Consider the following 21471-nt stretch of genomic DNA (forward strand, 5'->3'; position numbering starts at 1 on the left):
ATTCTTGTGCTATTTGTGCCATGTTGGAGGCAACGCTGTGAGCGAACATGTACCCTAAGGACTCGTGAAACGTCGTCTAAGCACTCTTACACTGGGAGCCCTTCCCATCGTCGTCTTGGGAACTCTTGTCACCATCGATCACGTTCCCGGGACTGATATTGATTTAACCGTGCCATATGCGGCGGAAGGCCCAGGTCCTACGTTCAACACGCTCGGGCAGATCGATGGGCAAGATGTTGTGGAGATTGGTGGTGCAGACGTTGATAAGACTCGCGGCAACCTCAACATGACAACGGTATCTATCCGCAGCGGGATGACCCTGGCTCAGGCGCTTAGCCGATGGCTCTTCACGGATGACACGCTTATTCCTTTGGAACGCATCTATCCCAAGAACAAAACTCCGGATCAGGTTAATCAAGAAAACCAGATTGCTTTCTCATCCTCGGAAGCCTCTGCGACCATCGCTGCGATGAATCATCTAGGTCGCCCGGTGGAAACGGAGGTCGCGGGGATCGTCGAGGAGTCTGCGGCGCATGGGATTCTTCAAGAAGGCGACGTGATAGTAGCCATCGACGGCACGGCTGTTGGTGGCCCCAAACAAGTCCGCGAGACGGTTCGGAAGAAAAAGGTCGACGATAGCGTCACCATCACGTATCAACGCGACGGACAAAAACACGATGCCACGGGGAAACTGGGCAAGAATCCCAGTGACTCCATAATTCCGTTCTTAGGGGTGAGCATGGCGGCTAAACCTGCTGGCGGAATCACGGTCGATTATCACCTTAAAGACATTGGTGGCCCCTCGGCTGGACTCATGTTTTCCCTGGCCGTGGTGGATAAACTCAGTGGGGGTGATCTCAACGGCGGAAAGTTTGTGGCCGGTACTGGAACCATCGACGACGACGGCACCGTGGGCCCTATCGGCGGAATCGCGCATAAAGTTCAAGCGGCTAAAGATGCTGGCGCAGAGCTATTCCTTGCTCCTGCCAAGAACTGCTCGGAGGCCGTAAGCAGAGATCACGACGGCATGACCGTCTTGAGCGTTGATTCTCTGGATGATGCCATCAAGCAAATGGACGCCTATAATACCGGCGGCGAGTACACGGCGTGTAAAAAGTAGCAGCTAGGGCTTAGCTTTTCGCAGGCTCTGTAGCGGCCGGAGTCTCCATAGTGGAGCTCTCTGTCTGAGGGCGCTGCGCTAAGCCCAGCGCATAGATCTGTTCCGCTGGGTCCTTGTCATCGGTAGAGACCATTTGCTGCATAACCAGGCCCTCATTGTTGTCTACCACCGTGATAACTGCGGTGCTACCCAGCGTAGACCAGCCCACAACGCGACGCCCGGTATCTTCTACCACCCGTGAGCTCCTAAGCTCCGTGAGCAGCTGTGTTGTCGATGCGGCTTTGGAATCGGACTTAAAAAATTGGAATTGGCCAATTTTTTCCCCAGAACAAGCCATCGAATTTTGAACCCCGTTTGCATCGCAAGAGTCAAACTGATCAAAAAACTCCTTAGGCGCTAGTGCACCAAATTGCTTGCGGGCCTTCTTCAGATTGGGATTCTTATTGGCCTTTTCCGAGCTTGTCGACGCCACCCCGCTGGTCTCGTGCTCACTAGGCAGAGCAGTCCTCGTAGTCTCTGTCGCAGACTGCGAGGACGCTTCTGATGCCCCAGGAGCCGGAGCCTCCTGATCGCTGCCACACGCCGTCACCCCTAGAAGACCGCACAGCGCGAGGGCACATGCTGGGCGTCGAAAAGCACGAATACTCAGCGGCATGCGGAGAAGAGTGGAGGAAAGCACAGAATCAGCTCCTGAGGCATAAGTCGGGCGGAAACAACTCGATTCTAATCCAATGTCATGCGAAGAGCGGCGATAACGCCAGGTGCGACCCCCGGCCCGCCTCTAAGCTCGATCTCATCGGCGGCGAAAGGACCGCGCGCTTCCAACTCTTCTTCCAAGGGGCGCATCTGCAAAAGGGTCAACTCATGATCGCCCTGGAGAACGCCGGAGAAAAGGCGCGCCGGGCGGGGGCCTGCGGTGGGATCAGAGGAATCTCTAAACATGATCTCTTGAGCCAAAACAGCGCCTATCACTTGGCTTGGCCAAGATATGCGGGAGATATAATCTCCAAGTTCTTCTGAACCCGGTTGTATATGTTCCGGGAGATTGTCTTGGACCACGAGGGCGAGGGGAGAGTCGTCGTCTTCTGGGATTGCTGAACCCACTAATTCCGCTGGGACCAGAGCAAATAGCGTAGGTGAGGCGTCCCATCCTTCGGCGTGAATGAAGTCGACTGCCTCAAGCATTGCCTTATTTAACGCTTGGATGGGGTAGTCAGGAGTGCTCATTAAAAAATCCTTTACATTCACCTGTGAAGAAACTGCCGTAGACTAGGACATTACCTTGTCCATCGTAGAAAACTTTTGCATGGGATCCCCGTTGATTTCCGCGAATGTGTCCCTACAAAGAATGAAATAAAGGAGTTCGAGTTGGCGAACGGCCTTACGCCTCCGTCCCCCTCGATCGGTCGTCCACCTAAGTTGTTCACCCGGATTGTGGTCCTTCTGGTGATTTTGGGTGCGCTGGTCCCCACAGCAATTGGTCTGTATACCAATTGGCTGTGGTTTGGTGAAGTTAATTTTAGGGGGGTGTTTAACAAGGTCATACTGACTCGAATTGTGCTGTTCGTGGTGTTTGCGCTGTTTGCGGGAATCATTACATGGATTGCCGGATGGCTCACTTACCGTGGGCGCCCCGACGAACTCGATGTTCTTGACCTAGAGGGACCCATCCCGCAGTATCGCGCGGTGGTCGAACGCAGTGTTAAACGCTTCTTGACCATTATTCCTATAGTCATTGCTCTTGTTGCAGGCTTCCTGGGGCAACAGAGCTGGCAAACTGTTCAGCTGTTCCTTAACCGCCAAAGTTTTGGTGTGTCGGATCCCCAGTTCGGAATGGACTATGGCTTCTACGCCTTCATGCTTCCGGCGCTGCGTCTGGGATTGGGCACACTATCGATCCTTATTGCAGTAGCGTTCCTTCTCTCTTTGATTGGACATTACCTTCTGGGGAGCATCCGAGTAGGTAACCAAGCGGCTGGGATCCGAGGAAACATTTCCTCCTATGCTCGCGTTCAGCTTTCCGTGACCGCAGGGTTGTGGATGCTTCTCAAGGTGGCCTCTTACTGGTTGGACCGTTATGACTTGCTCAATAACCGCCATGAGACCTTTACCGGCGGTAGCTACACGGACATCAACGCCGTTCTCCCTGCCAAGATCGTGCTGCTGGTTATTGCTGCAGTGGTAGCGCTCTGCTTCTTTTTGGTTGTTGTGCTTAAAGATCTCCGAATCCCGGCTGCGGCCACCGTTCTCATGGTGGTCAGTGCGGTTTCTATCGGAAGTATCTGGCCGCTCATGGTGGAGCGTTTTTCCGTGTCCCCGAACCGCGCGGAGAAAGAGTCGGAATATATCTCCCGCAATATTCAGGCGACTCGATTTGCCTATGGCATCACTGATGACCAGGTAAGTTACTTGAATAACTGGGGTGTCCAAGGACCTAACTCGGAGAAGGTAGCGTCGGATTCCGCGACAGTGAGCAACATCCGACTGCTGGATCCAGAGATTATTTCCCCGACTTTTACCCAGCAGCAGCAGTTGCGAAACTTCTATGGCTTCCCTAAGTCACTTGCGATGGACCGCTACGTTATCGACGGGGAACTACGCGACTTTGTTGTCGCAGCCAGGGAACTTGATCCGAATGCGCTTCAAGAAAACCAGAAGGACTGGATCAACCGGCACACGGTGTACACCCACGGAAACGGCATCGTTGCGGCCCAGGCTAACCAGGTGGACGAGGTAGCTCGCGACGTTGGATCCGCACGTGGTGGCTATCCTGTGTACACAGTGTCAGATTTGCAGTCTACAGATGCTGAAGCAAAAGAACTCGGCATTGTGGTCAAAGAACCTCGCACGTACTACGGGCCGGTGATCGCGTCTGCTCGCGACGGCGCAGATTACGCAGTGGTGGGTTCTGACCAGGGCAACCCTGTGGAATATGACACCGACTCTTCTACCTACACGTATAAGGGTGAAGGTGGAGTTAACATCGGTAATCTCTTTAACCGCTTGGCATTTGCTGTCCGCTACCAGGAACTCAACCTCGTTCTGTCGGATCGCGTTAATAAAAACTCGAAGCTCCTCTTCAACCGTGATCCCCGCGAGCGCGTACATAACGTGGCCCCGTGGCTGACGACGGACTCCGCGACATATCCTGCAGTAATCGACGGACGCATCAAGTGGATCGTGGACGGATACACCACGCTTTCCTCTCTGCCGTATTCGGAGCGAACCTCTATGTCAGAGGCGACCACCGATACCACCGCACAGGTTGGCAACAGCGCACAACGCCTTGTCACCGACAACGTGGGATACATCAGGAACTCTGTGAAAGCCGTCGTAGATGCTTACGACGGCAGCGTGGATCTCTACGAATTCGATGAGCAAGATCCCGTGCTCAAGGCATGGAAAGGAGTATTCCCAGACTCCGTGAAACCAAAGTCGGAGATCTCCGAAGCCCTGATGAACCACCTGCGCTACCCGGAGGACATCTTCAAGGTGCAGCGTAAGATGCTGGCTCGCTATCACGTCGATGACGCTCGCGACTTCTTTACCAACGACCGCTTCTGGTCAGTGCCAAGTGATCCTTCTGCGTCCGAAGGTCAGCAGAACATAGCGCAGCCTCCGTATTACGTGGTGGCCGCAGACCCGCACACCAAGAAGCCAAGCTTCCAGCTGATTACCCCGTTCCGTGGTCTTCAGCGTGAGTATCTAGCTGCACACATGTCTGTGAGCTCAGACCCTGACAACTACGGCAAGATCACCGTGCGCGTCCTGCCCACGGATACCCTGACCCAAGGCCCCAAGCAGGCTCAGGACACGATGATGTCTTCAGATCAGATCGCCTCTGACCGCACACTGTGGCGGGATACAAATGATCTCTTCAACGGCAACCTCCTGACGCTTCCGGTCGGTGACGGCGAGATCCTCTACGTGGAGCCTTTGTACTCCCAGCGTAAAGACCAAGCCTCGGCGTTCCCCAAGCTCCTCCGTGTGCTTGTTTCTTACCAAGGAAAGGTCGGCTACGCCCCAACCATTTCTGAGGCACTATCGCAGGTAGGAATTGACCCCAAAGCTGCGCAGGATCTTGGCGAGGCTCGGAACCTAGGCAAGGTGCCAAAGGCGGACGACGCCAACAAGGATCAATCGAATCAGAAGGAATCGCCTAAGCCATCAGCGCCCGCCTCTGGCGCCGGCGCAACAGGAGATGCGATCCAGAAGATCAATGATGCACTTAAGGGCCTGGAGGCCGCTAAGGGCAAGTCCAATGAGGAGTACGGTCGTGCTCTCGACCAGTTGGATAAAGCTGTCCAGGATTATCGCCACACCACAGGCGGATAGTCCGGGAAGTTAACAAGATCCCCAGTACTCGGTTATATGGCCGCTGTACTGGGGATTTGCCTGTTTGGTCAGTTCTATGTATAGTTACTCCTCGTTGCACAGGACAGCTTGTTCTAAAGCAATCGTCGCGGGGTGGAGCAGCTCGGTAGCTCGCTGGGCTCATAACCCAGAGGTCGTAGGTTCAAATCCTGCCCCCGCTACTAGTATCCCTCCTGTTCTTTAGAAATAAAGAACAGGAGGTTTTTCTTTTGCCCAATGTCTGGACTAAGTGGACCCGCAAAAGAACTATCCCGTACTGAGTCGCTAGCCTAATCTAATAGCTACTTTTCTCACGGCTAACGCCGGCGATAGTGTACGATGAATCCGTTTCCTCTTCAAAGGTGAGCCTCGCTTCAGCATAGACATCAGCCATAGCGTGTCTGCATCTTTGAGCACCAACCACATGAGAACATGATGGGGCTATCAGTTGTTATAAAAGGTGAAGGGGCTTGTTATGGAAACTTCTAAGATCACAGAGTGGATCTTCTTCGAAGAAATCCCAATTCCCGAGGACGTTGTCGGAGTTCTTGTACAAGGGGAACAGGCCTATGCGGCGTACAAAACTCTGCGAGACTCGGCGATTTTCACGTCCAAACGTCTGATCGTTCGCGATGCTCAGGGAATTACCGGCAAGAAAGTGGAAATCTATTCGATCCCGTATTCCTCGATCATGATGTGGTCGACTGAGGACGCGGGGCGCTTCGACTTCAACGCGGAGGTTGAACTATGGACAAGAGCTGGAAATCTCAAAATTAAGCTTGATAAAAAGATTGACGTGCGGCGCCTTGACCATCTCATAGCGACGTGTTTGCTCGCCTCCAATTAACTTTGGAGCTCACGATGACCCCGGATCACGGGATACTGTCTCGGTACCTTGCAGCCCCAATCGCCCTTTCTTGCGAGCACCTCGGGTTAAAACGACCCGCTGCTCCCACAACACTGATTCCGCGCCCTGAGCAATGTGGGCAGGTGGTGTGAGAAGAATACATCGCGTAGTTACATGAATCGCCTGTTGGGAATGAGAACGTGCCAGTACAGCTTCCCCTCAGGTTTGCCTCACGCGAATCGACGAACACGCCATTGTGGACGTTTGATCCAGCCCAGTGCCTCCGGCGTCTTCATTCAATGGAGGGCTACTGATGACGGCCCTGCACTTCTCTCAATCTGGTCAGTATACGAATCTGCAGTAGGACCGGATAAAGGTGGCCGACGACCCCGACCACCAAGAGAATTATAGGGAGCATCCACCCTCTGGCCACACCTGCCCAGAACGCAGTGGCGGTATGAAGTAGGAACGCCCACGCATGACCTGCTGCCGCTGCCCTCATAGGCCGTGAGTCCCAGTCTTTACCTGTCCCGGATGCTCGATCTCCCCGCATGGCGACGATGAGTCTGTTCCACCCGATCCATGAGAGGACGGCGTTGAATAGGTCCACTCCCCATCGATGACTGGACTCACGAGAGAGGGAAATACGATCCCACTGGGAGCATGGGATATGGCGCTCCAGTGATTCGCCGACGAAGAGAGCAAGGCCAAACCCCATGAGAGTTACCGTGATGACGAAGCCTGCAGAGTCAGCGCCAGTCGCATCGGCCACGATGACGAGGCCCTGGATGGCGGCGACCGTTAGTAGCAGAGCGACCATGTAAGGTCACCGCTCCGGAGGGCTCGGAAGCCCTCCGTGCCTGCAGAATTGTTGGGGAATACCAGCGGCTCGGTGGCATCGATCTGATCCATCTGATCCTCACACTCTCTGCAGTGATACTGCCGCTTCGGGTATGAACAAGTTAGCACGGAATGACGACTCATCGTCACGAGGTCGGCCTTCCCCCTCAACGATTTCAGGCGATTTTCTACCCTCAGATGACCATGACGCTAGCAGGTTTGATACTGAAATATAACAGACACAGGCATTAGCGTCTTGAACCACCAATAGGAGAGACCATGGTGGAGAACGACAGGCATCCCACAATCTGAGTGTTTCGAGAGTCGACCGTGCGCGAGTACATGCAGGGGCGTCAGGACTCGGTCCTACTCGTATTCACCGGCAGTGTATTCATCCGAGCCAGGTGTCTCATCAGACGTCCGTAACGATGGTGGACCACTAAGCCGATGTCCTGGTCTCCATACTGTCCGACGGGAGCGGCGGCCGAGGGACAGTTCACGGGGACAATCAACTCCAATAGAGCGATTCACGAGATTTCTCGCCAGACTGATCCCAGTCAAAGCGGACAGACTGCGCTTGCTTGTTGTCCTCCGAGTCTTGATTTTTAGGGAATACTCCGATGCTTCCGCGTGCATAGACATGGTTGACCTTCAGCTGTGACTCCGATGTCGGTATGCGGTTGGACGCGGGGATGCCGCAAGCGTTGTCTGCACCACCGTTGAGATGGAGGGCATTGTCACCCGATCCAGTTGCTGGCATCAGGGTAGGGGCGGTGACGGCCGTGTGCTCGGCGTCGGCAAGCCCGGAGAGTGCGAGAGGATCGTCGGAACCTTTGGGGATTGCTCCTAGGAATTCAACGTCGTAGGCATAGCACATGAAATGTGAAACCTCGTCGGTCTCACTGGCGTTGAGGAGGCTGACCCGCTCTGATGGTAGGCGAACGCCGTCGTGAGCAGTGACAGCCCAGACAAGATAGCGGCCTTCGGTGTCTTCAGTGACTACATGTGCGGGTTCACCGAATTTGAGTTTGGCCCCCAAAGGAGTCATTTTGACTTCTTTACCGTTGGGGTAGAGCAATACCGTTTGCTCAGAAAGCTCTTCGGAAGGCTGCTCAGTGTTTGCCTTGTTAGGTTCTGGAAGGTCCTTCTTGCTTACCATATCGTTATGGCTGTGGGCGGTGACCTTTTTCTCCAACTTTGGCTTATCTTTGTTGGACGGATGGGGATGGAATCCGGCTCGCTCGTCTGCTCCGCATGCTGCGATCAGCATGGTAAGCGTGGCGACAGCAGAGAGCTTAAGAGCTGATGCTCCGAACGAGCGGTGTGTTCTAGCCCAGTGAGACTTTGACATGTTGTTCTCTTTCTCAGTTAGTTTTCTGCAGCACTGACGGTTTTGGGACGAACCGGGATGAGAATCTTGCTCACCCGTTTGGAGATTTTTGACACGATCTCCTCTAGAGGCCCGCGGCCTCTAGCAAGCTGCCATGCCGTGCCAAAGAGCAACGCGCCTAGGACATGAAGAATGAACCACAGCGTGGGTAGCGCCTCAGTAGATTCTTTGAGCGCCGCCATCAGGAGCATGTGAGAGATATACAGCGTCAGCGTCATTGCTCCGGTGGAAATCAGCGGAATGAAGAGGTTCTTAAGCATCCGGGTGATTACTAGGAAAGAACCAAGCGCCAGGGTCGCTGCCCCGAGAGATGTAAGCAAAGAGAATGGTGTGTTGACGTGGGGACCATTAATTGCCAGCCACCACCATGTATCCGTGGGGATATGAATCTCCGGGCCGAAGTCGATAACCCGGAGAATATCCTCTACATCGTAATTATCGGTGTGGTAGTACAGCTGGGTGAACCCACCTGCGTAATCAATAAGGAAAGTCGAGCTAAGGAACCCCGTGATAGCGGCAACCGCACCGAGCGCGATGAGCCTAGTTTGGGTAATTAACCACTGCAGATTCATACGCCCCAGAGCTATACCCACACAGATGTACGCCATCCAGGTGACTACCGGGTAGGTTCCACCGACAAACAGCGTGATGATGGTGTCAACAGGCAGGCTGATCAATGAAGAGAAACTGGGATTAAGCGTGGTGGTATATCCGCCCCAGGAATTGACCGCGAAAATCGCTAGGGGACCGGCCACGATGAACCCCGCTGCGAGGATGAGCAGAGTACGAATCCGCAGGGAAACAAGCCCGACAGCCAACAGAAACAGCAGACCGTAGTAAGGCAAAATGTTGGATACAGGCAGATTGAGTTCGTCGAGGGCTAGCCCCAGGACAAAGACGATAACTGCGCGGACCGCTAGCGACACCCGATCACGTTGAATCACCCTACCAACGTGGGGCATATTTCCACCGGTAAGAAGTGCGATAGTCACTCCTGCGAGTAGCGCAAACAAAGCAGAAGAATGCCCACCGAATAACTGCCAGATCAAGGTAGGCTGGTCGGTGTATTTGTTGTAGGCCGGCAGCACATGGATTGCGATCATTCCTACTAAAGCGAATCCACGGGCTGCATCGATACCAGTGATTCGACGTGGATCGGCCGACGGACCAAAGGCAAGTTCTTTGTTCCATCGTGATGGTCGAATCTCTGGTTCTGGTGGCGGGCTATACGGCTGAGGTACTACCTCGGCTTCGCCATCCCAGATGGGGCGGACACGTGCTGGGCCTGGTTGTGGCCTGGTTGCAGCATCCGATGTTTGAGGCTGCGTAGAGATCTGTGATGTCATTGTCGATTCCTTGGATGTGGTGAAATCAATCCACTAGCTGGTGAGAACGGCTTCTTTAGGGAGAGTGCGTGGAGTGGTGTTATCAAAATCGGTGATAGTTTTGGGGTCCTCGACGTAGGAAACAGGGTTTCCCGACCAGACGCTGTCATTGGGAATGGCATCTTGGCGCAAGATCAAAGATCCCGGGCCGATGGTGGCGCGATCGCCGATCGACGAGCCAGGAAGAATGAAGCTGTTGGGGCCAAGCGTGGCACCTGTACCCAGAGATACTGTCTCCAGAGCCATAACGCGGTCATGGAACAAATGGGTCTGAAGGACAGTGCCTCGGTTAACCGTGGACCTATCTGAAAGGGTGATCAGATCGAATTCCGGAAGCCACCAGGTTTCGCACCATACGTCGCGGCCAATGCGTGTACCCATGAGGCGCAGCCACCAGTTATAGAGTGGCGAGCCGAGCGACATTCTGATTAGCGAAGGCACAGCTAGAAGCTCAGCGATATTATCGATCAGCTCGCCGCGCCAAACAAAGGTGGAAAACAGCGTTCGATGTCCTGCGGTAAAACGACCTATGAGCAGCCATTTCAACACGATTGGTACAACACTGGCGATAATCCCGGCTCCGAGAACGATGGGGAAAGCCCAAAGCACAACTGCTTGGATTCCTCCCCACCCACGTCCGCCCGACATGTATGCCAGTGTGCCTAGCCAGACGATGAGAAGATCCAGATAAGCAGTGACGATGACCGGCAGCAGCCGGAATAATTCGACGAACGCCCGGGCTACTTTGAGACGGGTAGATGGATTAAAGGTGCGTGCGACGTCGGCGTCGATATGCGCGCGCGGGATTTGTCTCGTCGACCTGCCAAGCCATGATGTGCCTTTGCCAGGGCGTTCGGGGGTCGAAGAAAGGACTGCAACCAAAGACTCAGCGGGGAGATCGTGGTCAGGACCGACGATCCCGGAATTGCCCACGAATGAACCATCGCCAAGGACAGTCGTACCGACGTGGACCCAGCCGTTGTTATAGCGTGCCGATGTACACATGGAATGATCTGCAAGGAAGCAACGGTCGCCGATGGCCGTCAAGTGCGGAATCGTCTCGACTGTAGAGATCTCAGTGTCCTTGCCAACGCGAGCTCCTAAAAGCCTAAGGAAAGCAGGGGTGAGCCAACCGGCATACACGAAATACGTGGAAGTGAGCGTTTTCTGTAGCAGAGTGTGCGTCATCCACAGAGCCCAGCCAGTGCTGGAGTGAATCGGGAAATAACCTGGCCGGATTAACAGTGAACACAGACGAACCAAGATGATGACCAACGCTAGCCAACAAACGATGGTGAGAATCGCGAAAACTGGCGTCCATGCCGCCAAGATCAGGAAGACCTCTTGGTACTGGAAGTTATTGATTACCGTGGGCAAGATGAGGAAGGTCGCCGGTAGCACTGCGAGAACAGGCAGTACGTTCAACAATGACAATCCGAGGATATACAGCAGATGGTGGGAGAAGAATCCCAACCCGGTGACCATGCCGTCGGTGATAGCTTCCTTGGGTGTTTGGCTCGGCCAACTGGTTCTGCTTGGCCCATTGTCGCTGAGCGGATTTCCGCTGTAGCACCGGCCTTCGACGACTGCTCCGGTGACGCAGGATCCAGGGATGATTTCTACGTCGTCGCCAATAGTTGATCCCGGGGAAACGAATGTTCGCATACCAACGCGCACCCGGTCACCGATAGTGATAGGCCTGAGATAAAAGGTGTCGCCATCGATCCAGTGTCCGTTGATATCGACTTCGTTTTCTAAAACTGAACCCTCGCCGATTGTTGCCAGTCCGGTGACTGGCGGGAACGTTGCCAGCGTGGTTCCTTTACCTACTGTGCAGCCAAAGAGACGGAACAAGAGCGGAGCTGATGGAGTATCGAGGAGTGGTTCTAGACGCAGATAGGCCAAGAAGCGTTCGGCCGACCAGATTCGCAGGTGAGTCCACCCGCCACGAGGATAGTCGCCAGGCCGGATACGGAAAGTAGCGACGCGAGCCACAAGCGCAGCCTGCAGAATTTTTCCGGGAGTGGAAAAGATCACGATCATACCGATGAAAACCGGCCAGAACGGAACGGTGGGTACCCATGCTGCAGAGAAGAAGAATCCGAGTGCCCAGACAACGAAAATCGTTCCGACGACATAACGAGCAACGTTGACGGTGTAGATACTGCAGACGACCAGGAACTGGACGATACCGGACCACCACGGGATTTTCTGGGGTAACGGTCGCTGTTCGGTGTCGTTATAGAGCGTATCTACATAGGCAGCCATAGTGGATAAGGTGGGATTATCGTATAGGGCTCCGATATCCAGCGCGGGATGGGATTCCCTTAACGCGATGGCTAATTTTGCGATAGCAACGGATGAACCGCCAAGGTCGAAGAAGCTGGAGTCCGCTTCGATTGGAACAGGACCAAGCTGATCGATCCATTTATCGGCAAGCCAACGCAGGTGTTGAGGCAGTGCTTCAACAGAGTCGCGGGAATCCGGTAACGGCCAAGGAAGAGCTTTGCGATCAACTTTGCCGGAGGTCTTCATGGGGAGCTCGTCGACAATGCACAACGTGGGTGCGATTCCACCAGGTAGAACAGTGGACAGATGGGTGCGGGCTTTGTGCAGATCGATAGTGCCGGGCTTGCCGTTGTCTTCTTCGGGGACAACATAGCCAACAATCACATCTGACCCCGCTGTCGTTGTTTGCTTAGCAGCTGCTGCAGCCGCCACTCCAGGCACGGATGCAAGGGCTCGATCGATTTCACCGAGCTCCATGCGACGACCACCGAATTTGATTTGATCGTCGGCACGGCCAGCGAAGATGATTCCCTCCTGATCTGCCACAACAAGGTCGCCGGTTCGGTAGGCGCGTTCCCAGCCTAAAGACTCTAGAGGTGCGTAGGCCTCTGCATCTTTTTCTTGGTCGAGGTATCGCCCCAGGCCAACACCTGTTACAAGAAGTTCGCCAGTTTCTCCCCAACGCACGGGTTCACCGGTTTCTGGATCTACGATGGCTAACTCCCAGCCGGGAACTGGTCGGCCGATTCGGACGGGTTCCTTATCCGTCATTGGTTCCATGAGATGGCCTGAGCAGATGATGGTTGCTTCTGTTGGACCGTAGGTGTTCCATAGCTCGCGCCCTGGGGCTGCGAGTCGGTTGACAAGCTCTACGGGAAGAGCCTCTCCACCAAAGATCAATAGGCGCACTGCGGCCAAAGATTCGGTAGGCCAGAACGAAGCGAGGGTCGGTACCGTGGAGACGGCGGAGATTTTGTTTTTTGTAATCCATTCGCCGAGCGCATCCGCAGAACGGACAATATCGCGAGGCGCAGGAACTAGGGCGGCTCCGTAACGCCAGGCCAGCCACATTTCTTCACAAGAAGCGTCGAAAGCTACGGAGAGACCGGCCATGACGCGATCTTGAGGACCAAGTGGGTCGTTGACTAAGTACATGCGTGCTTCTGCGTCGACAAGCGCTGCTGCAGAGCGGTGGCTCACTGCCACGCCTTTGGGTTTGCCGGTGGAACCGGAGGTGAAGATGATCCATGCATCGCTTGCGACCGTTGGCTCGCAAGGTTCGACCGGTGCAAGATCGTTGCCTCGGAGATCGAGGGAAAGCTCCGCTCCATAGACTGCGGTGACGTTGGCTTCTTCCCAGACTGTGTTTGCACGAGAGTCCGGGTCATCCCAATCAACAGGCACATACGCTGCCCCCGCACAGAGCGTCGCGAGGATCGCTATGTACAGATCGGTGGTACCTGAGGGCACCCGAATACCGATACGCGCTCCGTGGCCGACTCCGAGCTTAGCCAAGCGCTCTACTTGATTGTTGACACGTCCCTCTAGCTGGCTATAAGTCAGAGATTCGTTTGTGCCGACGAGAGCTGTGGCATGGGGATAGCTGGTTACAGTCTCACGGAAAACGTCAACGAGTGTGCGTGGTTCGGGGACTGTCTCGACGCCGTAGATTGCGTAGGTGCGGTCGTCGGATGGGGATGGATTTCCCACCGAAAGAGTTCCTTTCAAATAGTGTGAGAATGCCTCCAAAAACGTTATGGAGACCCTTATGTCAGTGCGTTTTCACCCCAGTTGTAATCTGTATGCTTTGCATGATTACTGGTGCTCAATGGGGTGATAAGAATGATCGGGTCTCAATCTAATAACATCTTCAGCTTAGGTGCAAATTAGTAAAAATTGGGTCTTTTTATTGGTTGCTATAATTAATTTCTTATTTATGTGGGCTGTGCAGGGACTTTTATTTATTGGGACATATGAGCTTTGCGAGATTCTATAATGTGAGTTTGGACACATTTGCGGGGGTCCTGCGAAAAGTGCCGTTGCGACTTTGAAAGGGATACTCGTATTTCAGGTACGGCGGGCATCCGGCTCTGTCGGATTCTTGCAATTTCCGTGAGGAAAGCGGTGGTGTTGGTTTGGGGCACTAATGAATTATTTCTGGGGCTATAGATTCAGTGTGGGGGATTATTTTCGGGTCGCCGTTTTCTGAAAGGAACCCGCGCTTGAGCTAAGGGGTTAGGGGCGCTTTTGGCTTATGGGGATCAATAACCCTGCGCGAAAATATTAGAACTTTTAAATAAATAAGTTTCAGGGCCAGTTTTTGAATACTTTCACACAGTCAAGTTAAAGTTACTTGTTTGTCATTTTAGAAAATAAATTGAGAAAGATCTCAGCTTATTGCTAGTGACCTGGTTTTTTAGCGAAATGAGAATAAGAATGTGTAAGGAAGCCTCGCGTAGCTGGCGAGCACTTTTGAAGCGTTTAATAAAAGCTGCACACATATCACAGGGGATATGTGTAGCTGCAATTGTTGCCCTGGTGTTTTCTGTTGTAAGCGTTGTAGCTGAAACACCAACTGCTCATGCACAGAATGATGAGTGCGCAGGGACTTGGGAAAACCTGAAGTGGGTTGATGGCAATGGTGTAAAGAATGGCAGTTACGATAACGCAAGTACGTTTGCTACAGCTGAGTTCACATGGTCGATTCCTGATAGTGCTCAGCCGGGCGAAACTATTAGCTTTACGCTTCCAAAAGAACTTAAACCTGCTTCTGGAACTCAGCATTCGTTCAAACTCTATGATCCACAAAATCAGGAAGTGGCTGTAGCAACATGGTCAGGAAAAACTCTTAACATTGTATTGTCCGAGTATGTTTCTCGCCATTATGAAGTTTCGGGTGAAGCCAAGATCTCGCTTGAATGGGATCGTAGCAGCATAAACATCCAGAACGGTTACGATAGTTCTCGTGACGGCAAGCTTCAATTTAGGGGATGCGGCACAGGAGACCTTGATGGGAAATATCCAGCAGACGGCCCGGCTGGTAGTACTCACGAGTCCAGTAAAGTCGGAAGCTACATAGGAAAGACCATCGTTGATGGAACCTTTGTATATATAACTCACTGGGCAGCTTATATTGGTAGCGATACTAAAGGAACTGAGACCACAGATGGCGGGTTCCGGATAGAAGATACTGCACCGGCCGGGCATAAATTCGCCTGCGATTCGAAATATAATGGTGGCTATGATGTTGTTGATCTCTTTAGTTACTACAGAGGTCAACGATATCCGGGGGCTATTTACGATGCATATGGGAGATATGGGCAAGGACAGTACAACGGAGTGAACCAGCCTACCTCTGGATTACGGGGATACAATTTTGAAGTATTTTGCACTCCGGAAAAGTTGATAGTTACTTTTCCTTATGGAATTTCACCCCAGTCTGGTCCAGCTGTGAGCTTTTATACATACACAGAAGTGCCTCCAATCCCATTTAGTAGACAGCAAAATACTGTTTATATCAATGGAAAACCGTATGTTGGCGAAGTACAAATTCCTGGTGCTGAGGGGAGCGGTTCAGGAAAATTCGGTGGATTCGCTATCCGCAAGCTTGTTAAAGCAAGCGAAAGCGTTCAAACTCCGCCCTCTTTCACCTTTAGCTATAGGTGTACGAGTGGGACCATTACAAAAAGCGGAACGACGGATGTTCCTGCAAACGGAGATTTTGTCCACGTCAAAGACATCGAAAAAGGTATGCGCTGTGAGGTAACGGAAGTTTCCCCCAGAAGATGCAGCACCGAAGCCACGCTTGACATGGGAAATAGATGGTAAACTCGCAGACAAAGCTGAATTTGAAGCGCGCTCTCCGGAAGAGAAATCCATCGACCTCATCGCAATTAACAACTATGATGCAACTCCTAAAACTGGAACTTTCACTATCACCAAGAAAGTTTCTGGCTGGGATGAGGAAAAAGCGAAAGGCAAAGAGTTCACGTTTAACTACCAATGTGAAGCTGCTGGACAGGCCGAAATTAAGGGAGAAATCCAGGTAAAAGGCAATGGTCAAAAGACGTCCGTCTCACAGCAGATTCCTGTTGGCGCAAAGTGCAAAGTCACTGAACAATCTGACAGCGCGCAGATCGAGGGGTACTCGTTAAAGACGATGGTCACTCCGGCAGAAGTGACTATCACAGACTCTGAGGGCGATAAAGCGGTCGGTTTTGAAGCTGTTAACCAGTACGAAAAGACTGCAGGAACTTTCCGGATTGAGAAGCAGCTGGTGGGTGCGGATGATGTCGTTAAGCAGCTAGAAGACCGTGAATTTACCTTCAAATACACGTGTGGTAACGATGCTGAAGCTACGGCAAAGGTCTCTAAGAATAAGCCGTTTGAATCACAAAAGCAGTATCCCCTGGGTACCGAATGCACGGTGAAGGAAGAAGCTACAGGTACTGAGTTAAAGGGCAAAAGTGGACTCATACGCTTACCCCTGCTGACGGAAAGATCAAGATCGGTGCGGAACACACCGCAAAGGTAGTGGCCTCGAATACGTACACCCCGGTTCCTAAAGGCCGATTCACTGTGAACAAGAAGCTTGAGGGACCAGCTGCTTTGCTTGCAGATGAGGCTGTGCAGAATCGTAAATTCAAGGGACAGTGTCGCTGCGGTACTCAAGACTGGACTCAGTTCGAGTTTTCCGTGAAGGAACCTTTCGTTTCTCCTGAATACCCAGAAGAAACTTCATGTCACATAGAAGAGCACACCAACAGTACGGAAATTTCTGGTTTCACGTGGTCAGGGGCAAATGACAACAATGTAAACATTCAGGTTGACCTGATCAATAAGTACACCCAGAAAGTTGGTGGTTTTAAGCTCATCAAGTTTGTTGATGGCCCCGCGGCTTCGCTAGCAAAAGACTTGAGTACAAGTTCGATTATGTCTGCGGCGAGAAAACAGGCTCGCTCAAGGTCAAGGAAGGCCAGACCGTTGATGGTCCCACCGACATTCCTATTAACACGGAGTGCACTATTACGGAATCGGAAGTTGATGCCCCAGCCGGTGTGACATGGGTAGGTAAGCTTCCTAACGGTGGAAAGTTCACCATTAAAGAATCCGAGACTATTGATATCCACGCCAAGAATACTTTTGAGTATTCAAAGGGCGGGTTCTCAATCCTCAAGACCGTAGGCGGCGATGCTGCTGATCTGAGTACGTTTAAATCGAAACAGTACGAGTTCACCTATGTTTGTGAGCAACCAAATGGTCAGCAAGCTAAAGGCACTATTAGCGCAACTCCTGGAAAGAGCGTTGTTGTTAAAGACATACTCGTTGGTTCCAAGTGTGAGGTAACGGAGACTCAGTCTGTCTACCCGAACGTCGACTGGTTGGTTGAACTTTCGGGTGAAGGCGTGGAAGCCGAGGGAAACAAGGCAAGGTTTAAGATTGCGGATCACAATAAGCCCTCAGTCAATCTGAAAGCAAAGAACACTTTCACCCAATATAAGGGCGGATTCTCTATTGAGAAGACCGTCGCGGCGGAAGAGGGGATCAAGACTCCGCAAGAGTTTGACTTCACATGGACATGCGGCAATGTGAACGGTGAGGTTAAAGTACCCGTTAAAAATGGCAAGGGATCCGTGGATGTTTCTGAAGAGATCCCTGTTGGTACTTCATGTGTAGTGGCGGAAAAAGACGCTAAGGTTGCTGGAACAGAGCTAGTGACTGAGTGGAAGAACCAACGCTTCACGATTGGAAAGCAGTCAGAAATTGTTCAGGTCTCTGCGAAGAACATCTATAAGCATGAGACCGGCGCATTCCTCATCGAGAAACAAATTATCGGTGGTGCTAGGGATAAAGCACTCGATAAGACGTTTACATTCAATTACGTCTGTACCAAGGACGGCAAAGAAATAAGAAAAGCATCCACGCAGATTAAAGGTGAAGGAAGCTCCGAGCTTATCGACGCCCTACCTGTGGGCGCCGAATGTCGCATAGAGGAGCAAGATGCCAAGATCAGTGGAACGCGTTGGAAGCACACTATCTCTGAGCATGGAAAGTTCAAGATTTCTAGTACGAACGTGATCTACCAGATAACGGTGGTCAATGGTTATGAATCACCCAATTTCCTTTCGATTCTCCCATTGATACCGCTCATCCCGTTGATACCTTTTATTGTCGGGCCGCCGCAGCCGCCAGTGATTACGCCTGTTGCGCCGATAATAAAGAACCCTCCAAACGAGAAACCTCGTGAGCAAAAGACCGCTCCTAAGCGTGACAAGCCTTCGTTGGCAAGGACGGGCGCAAATACGTTGGGAATCGCTTTTGCTGCGGTGTTGCTAGTCGGAATAGGGCTGTTGTTGGTGCGCCGTAACCGGAGAAGCTCAATAACGTCACAAGAACGAACCGAGGAGGCTGGAAATTAATCCACCTTTCTAGTAGTCGGAAATAACTGAAGCATGCCACTCATAATGGCATGCTTCAGTTATTTTATGCTGCGTCACCTTGTGGGAAAAGAAGCTCAAATATAGAGCGATTAGCAGGGTTAAACGTGGCCAAAAAATAACTATTTTTGGGTAGAAAACTATAAAAATAATGAACTGTGGTATTTCACACTTAATTAAATGACCCCCATTTCGTACGAAATGGTGAACGGGTGGAATGCGTGTCGAAAATATAGATCTAACTGCGTGGATATTCCCCTTTTTTAAAATTTAATACCCATGACGTTTCAAAGGAACGGTCTAAAAGGTGACAAAAAACTCAGGTTTTTACAGAGTCTTTCTTAGTTTTATTTTAGTTTTGCTAGAAAAAGTGTTAAGTTCCTAAGTACACTGATCGGATGCATTCATTTTAATTTCCACTTCTATCTAAGGAGAGTTTTATCTTGAAGATTCGTAAGATCACCCTCACTATTGCGGGCGCTACCATGCTGGCAGGCGCAGCAGCGGCGATCACTTCGGCACAGGCAAGTGGCAAGTACTCATTCGCCAGAACGGCACCCGCATGCGTGGTGTCATACAACCTTTGGTGATGGTCAGCATGACCTTTGTAACTACTACAACTGGGCTAAGGACGCCGCTCACGAGCTGAGGAAGAGCGGGGAGATTGCGGATGCTGAGGCCTATGAGAGTCAGGCTGCCAAGGCGCTTAGCCGTCTTCTTTATGCTGAGCAGAAAAAGGGTAGCTAAGACCATACTTTCGTAGCTTTGGCTATTGTTTCGTTACTTGTCATCAACACCCTTACGGTTCTTTCACCGCCAACTGGAAGAGCCGTAAGGGTTTTGCCGTCGCGGGAGGCCAAAGAGCGACATCTGCAAGCTCTGCTGCGATCGTATTGTGAGACTGCGAAAAAGTGGCGTATTTTGGTTTCTTTACTGGCTTTTATTGGGCCGATAAAAATTTTAGTTCGATTGTGATCTTCATTGCAGCGTTGCTGCTATGGGGTTTTGGTGAAAGTGGCCTTTAGCTGCGCAATGTGGTGCGGGGTTGCGTGAGGGCGTCGAAAAGCTTTACCGATAACTATTACTTGATAGCTTTCACCGTGTAGTTTCTCTTTATCGCTTAGTGCACAATGTGCTGGGCTTGGTCCGAAAAGGTCGGTCAGATTTTATGACTCATACAGACTCCTCATTTCTTACAGCGGATCAGGAGGGATACAAAACAACACTGAGTTCACGTCATATCCAGATGATGGCGCTTGGTTCCGCGATTGGTACGGGACTCTTTATGGGGGCCGGGGGGCGTTTGGCCACTGCTGGGCCATCATTGGTTTTGGCGTATCTTATCTGTGGTTTTTTTGCTTTCTTTATTCTGCGTGCCGTCGGTGAGCTTGTTTTGTACCGCGCCTCTTCCGGTGCTGTGGTGTCGTGGACCCGCGAATTTATGGGGGAGCGAGCAGGATTTGTAGTGGGATGGGTCTACTTCATGATGTGGGCTTTGACCGGAATTGCGGATACAACGGATATCGCGATCTATCTGAAGTTCTGGAACCTTTTCTCGGATATCCCGCAATGGGTGCTTGCGTTAGCTGCGTTGGTTATTGTTTTTGCTTCTTAATCTCATCTCTGTTCGGGTGTTCGGTGAGATGGAGTTTTGGTTTTTGGTTCGCCATGATCAAAATTGCGGCGATCTGCTTGTTCATGGCCGTTGCAATCTTTTTTGTGGCAACGGGTCGCATCGTGGTGGATCAGCCGGCGGGCTTTGCCAATATTCTGGAACATGGTGGAGTCTTCCCCATGGGATTTTTGCCTTTGATCGTGGTTATCAGCGGTGTGGTCTTTGCTTACTTTGGCATTGAGCTGATTGGTACTGCGGCAGGGGAGACCAAGGACGCTGAGAAAGAGATGCCTAAGGCTGTAAACAGCGTTATTTGGCGCATCATTGTGTTCTACTGTGGCTCGGTCATGCTGCTGGCTTTGGTGCTCCCGTATACCGCATATTCTGCAGGCGTCTCGCCATTTGTGACCTTCTTTGACTCGATAGGCGTTCCTTCTGCTGGCACGATTATGAATCTGGTCGTTATTACTGCGGCTTTGTCTTCATTAAATGCTGGTCTGTACTCCACTGGTCGTACTATGCGCACCATGGCGCGCGCTGGAACAGCTCCGGAAGTGCTGGGTGCCTTTAATAAGCGAGGCGTGCCTTTTGGCGGCATCGCGTTGAACTCTGCAGTGGTACTAGTGGGTGTGGTCATCAATTACCTTGTGCCGGGCAAGGCATTTGATATCGCCCTCAATATGACGGCAATCTGCGTGGTCATTAACTGGGCCTTCACCATCGTCTGCCATATGCGGATGATTAAAACGGTGGAGGAGCGCCCTGCTTTCCGGATGCCGTGGGCTCCCGTGACCAACTGGATAACCTTGGGCTTCTTGGCGTTGATTGTTATCTTGATTGCTGCTGGTTCCTGGGATGGATTCCTCACTGTTGTAGCATCTGTGTGCATGGTCCCGCTGTTTATAGTGGGGTGGTATGCGACCCGCGGCCAGGTAGAAAAGCGCCGCGCGGAGCATGCACAGGAAATTGCGGCATGACGAGAGAGCGTCGTAGAAGTTTAAGCTTGTCGACGCCCACCGGGTCGCGCGGGAGCACCATGCTGCTGTGCGACCCAATCTGTATAAGCATAGTCACTTCAGTGAAATATTGTGACAAGTTTATGATTTTTTCAATTTAGTGAAAAACTTCACAGGTGATTTTCGGGATATTTGATCGGACATTCTCGAGCGCAAAAAGCCGTTTTACCTGAGATAAC

13 protein-coding genes, 1 tRNA gene and 2 pseudogenes are annotated in these 21471 nt (G+C 52.0%); 10 read left to right on the plus strand and 6 right to left on the minus strand.

Annotated features, from left to right (window positions below; genetic code table 11):
- Positions 1 to 64 precede the first annotated feature (64 nt).
- Positions 65 to 1120: a YlbL family protein gene (locus ET810_RS07855; protein ID WP_134316243.1), complete on the plus strand. Its 1056-nt coding sequence runs from the start codon at positions 65 to 67 to the stop codon at positions 1118 to 1120.
- 10 nt (positions 1121 to 1130) lie between these two features.
- Here ET810_RS07855 and ET810_RS07860 read toward each other — a convergent pair whose 3' ends face one another.
- Both ET810_RS07860 and ET810_RS07865 read right to left on the minus strand, forming a co-directional pair.
- Positions 1131 to 1799 (minus strand): hypothetical protein, encoded by a 669-nt coding sequence (locus tag ET810_RS07860; protein WP_087453528.1) that lies wholly within the window; start codon positions 1797 to 1799, stop codon positions 1131 to 1133.
- Between the two features lie 44 nt (positions 1800 to 1843).
- Positions 1844 to 2347, minus strand: coding sequence for a PPA1309 family protein (locus tag ET810_RS07865; protein ID WP_087453529.1), 504 nt, complete (start codon positions 2345 to 2347; stop codon positions 1844 to 1846).
- Positions 2348 to 2488: 141 nt separating this feature from the next.
- Here ET810_RS07865 and ET810_RS07870 point away from each other — a divergent pair, with 141 nt between their 5' ends.
- The 3 genes from ET810_RS07870 (at position 2489) to ET810_RS07880 (ending at position 6320) form a co-directional block, all read left to right on the plus strand.
- Positions 2489 to 5455, plus strand: a complete 2967-nt coding sequence (locus tag ET810_RS07870; RefSeq protein ID WP_087453530.1) for a UPF0182 family protein — start codon at positions 2489 to 2491, stop codon at positions 5453 to 5455.
- A gap of 126 nt (positions 5456 to 5581) precedes the next feature.
- A tRNA-Met gene (locus ET810_RS07875) sits at positions 5582 to 5655 on the plus strand.
- Between the two features lie 293 nt (positions 5656 to 5948).
- The gene (locus tag ET810_RS07880; RefSeq protein ID WP_014525451.1) at positions 5949 to 6320 is read left to right on the plus strand and encodes a PH domain-containing protein; all 372 of its coding nucleotides are present in this window, start codon (positions 5949 to 5951) and stop codon (positions 6318 to 6320) included.
- 307 nt (positions 6321 to 6627) lie between these two features.
- Here the strand turns inward: ET810_RS07880 and ET810_RS07885 are convergent, their stop codons facing one another.
- From ET810_RS07885 to ET810_RS07900, 4 genes are all read right to left on the minus strand, one after another.
- On the minus strand, positions 6628 to 7140 hold the full coding sequence (locus ET810_RS07885) for a hypothetical protein (protein ID WP_087453531.1): 513 nt from the start codon (positions 7138 to 7140) through the stop codon (positions 6628 to 6630).
- Between the two features lie 528 nt (positions 7141 to 7668).
- Positions 7669 to 8511, minus strand: coding sequence for a hypothetical protein (locus ET810_RS07890; protein WP_225870254.1), 843 nt, complete (start codon positions 8509 to 8511; stop codon positions 7669 to 7671).
- A gap of 17 nt (positions 8512 to 8528) precedes the next feature.
- On the minus strand, positions 8529 to 9896 hold the full coding sequence (locus ET810_RS07895; protein ID WP_134316244.1) for a heparan-alpha-glucosaminide N-acetyltransferase domain-containing protein: 1368 nt from the start codon (positions 9894 to 9896) through the stop codon (positions 8529 to 8531).
- A gap of 33 nt (positions 9897 to 9929) precedes the next feature.
- Entirely contained in the window at positions 9930 to 13934 is a 4005-nt protein-coding gene (locus ET810_RS07900) for a Pls/PosA family non-ribosomal peptide synthetase (protein ID WP_134316245.1), read from the minus strand.
- Between the two features lie 693 nt (positions 13935 to 14627).
- On the opposite strand from ET810_RS07900, the gene ET810_RS07905 reads away from it, so the two are divergent.
- The 6 genes and pseudogenes from ET810_RS07905 to ET810_RS07930 all read left to right on the plus strand — a co-directional run bounded on the left by ET810_RS07905 (position 14628) and on the right by ET810_RS07930 (position 21253).
- Complete coding sequence (locus tag ET810_RS07905) at positions 14628 to 16052, plus strand: Ig-like domain-containing protein (RefSeq protein WP_241656039.1); 1425 nt, start codon at positions 14628 to 14630, stop codon at positions 16050 to 16052.
- Positions 16030 to 16758 (plus strand): DUF5979 domain-containing protein, encoded by a 729-nt coding sequence (locus ET810_RS12685; protein ID WP_219588553.1) that lies wholly within the window; start codon positions 16030 to 16032, stop codon positions 16756 to 16758. The genes ET810_RS07905 and ET810_RS12685 overlap by 23 nt, the downstream gene beginning before the upstream one ends.
- A gap of 92 nt (positions 16759 to 16850) precedes the next feature.
- On the plus strand, positions 16851 to 17285 hold the full coding sequence (locus ET810_RS07915; RefSeq protein ID WP_241656040.1) for a DUF5979 domain-containing protein: 435 nt from the start codon (positions 16851 to 16853) through the stop codon (positions 17283 to 17285).
- Positions 17198 to 18643 (plus strand): annotated as a pseudogene (locus ET810_RS13200) (DUF5979 domain-containing protein); the annotation flags it as partial. The gene ET810_RS07915 and the pseudogene ET810_RS13200, both read left to right, overlap by 88 nt.
- A 546-nt stretch (positions 18644 to 19189) precedes the next feature.
- On the plus strand, positions 19190 to 19408 hold the full coding sequence (locus tag ET810_RS07925; RefSeq protein ID WP_225870253.1) for a hypothetical protein: 219 nt from the start codon (positions 19190 to 19192) through the stop codon (positions 19406 to 19408).
- Positions 19409 to 19829: 421 nt separating this feature from the next.
- Positions 19830 to 21253: pseudogene (locus ET810_RS07930) on the plus strand (amino acid permease).
- Positions 21254 to 21471 lie beyond the last annotated feature (218 nt).

Source organism: Corynebacterium silvaticum (assembly GCF_004382825.2).
GTDB classification, from domain to species: domain Bacteria; phylum Actinomycetota; class Actinomycetes; order Mycobacteriales; family Mycobacteriaceae; genus Corynebacterium; species Corynebacterium silvaticum.

What these genes read in the sequence shown, in the direction of transcription:
- ET810_RS07865 (WP_087453529.1), bottom strand. Translation starts at nt 2,347, where the DNA reads ATGAGCACTCCTGACTACCCCATCCAAGCGTTAAATAAGGCAATGCTT.
- ET810_RS07895 (WP_134316244.1), bottom strand. Translation starts at nt 9,896, where the DNA reads ATGACATCACAGATCTCTACGCAGCCTCAAACATCGGATGCTGCAACC.
- ET810_RS07890 (WP_225870254.1), bottom strand. Translation starts at nt 8,511, where the DNA reads ATGTCAAAGTCTCACTGGGCTAGAACACACCGCTCGTTCGGAGCATCA.
- ET810_RS07885 (WP_087453531.1), bottom strand. Translation starts at nt 7,140, where the DNA reads ATGGTCGCTCTGCTACTAACGGTCGCCGCCATCCAGGGCCTCGTCATC.
- ET810_RS07880 (WP_014525451.1), top strand. Translation starts at nt 5,949, where the DNA reads ATGGAAACTTCTAAGATCACAGAGTGGATCTTCTTCGAAGAAATCCCA.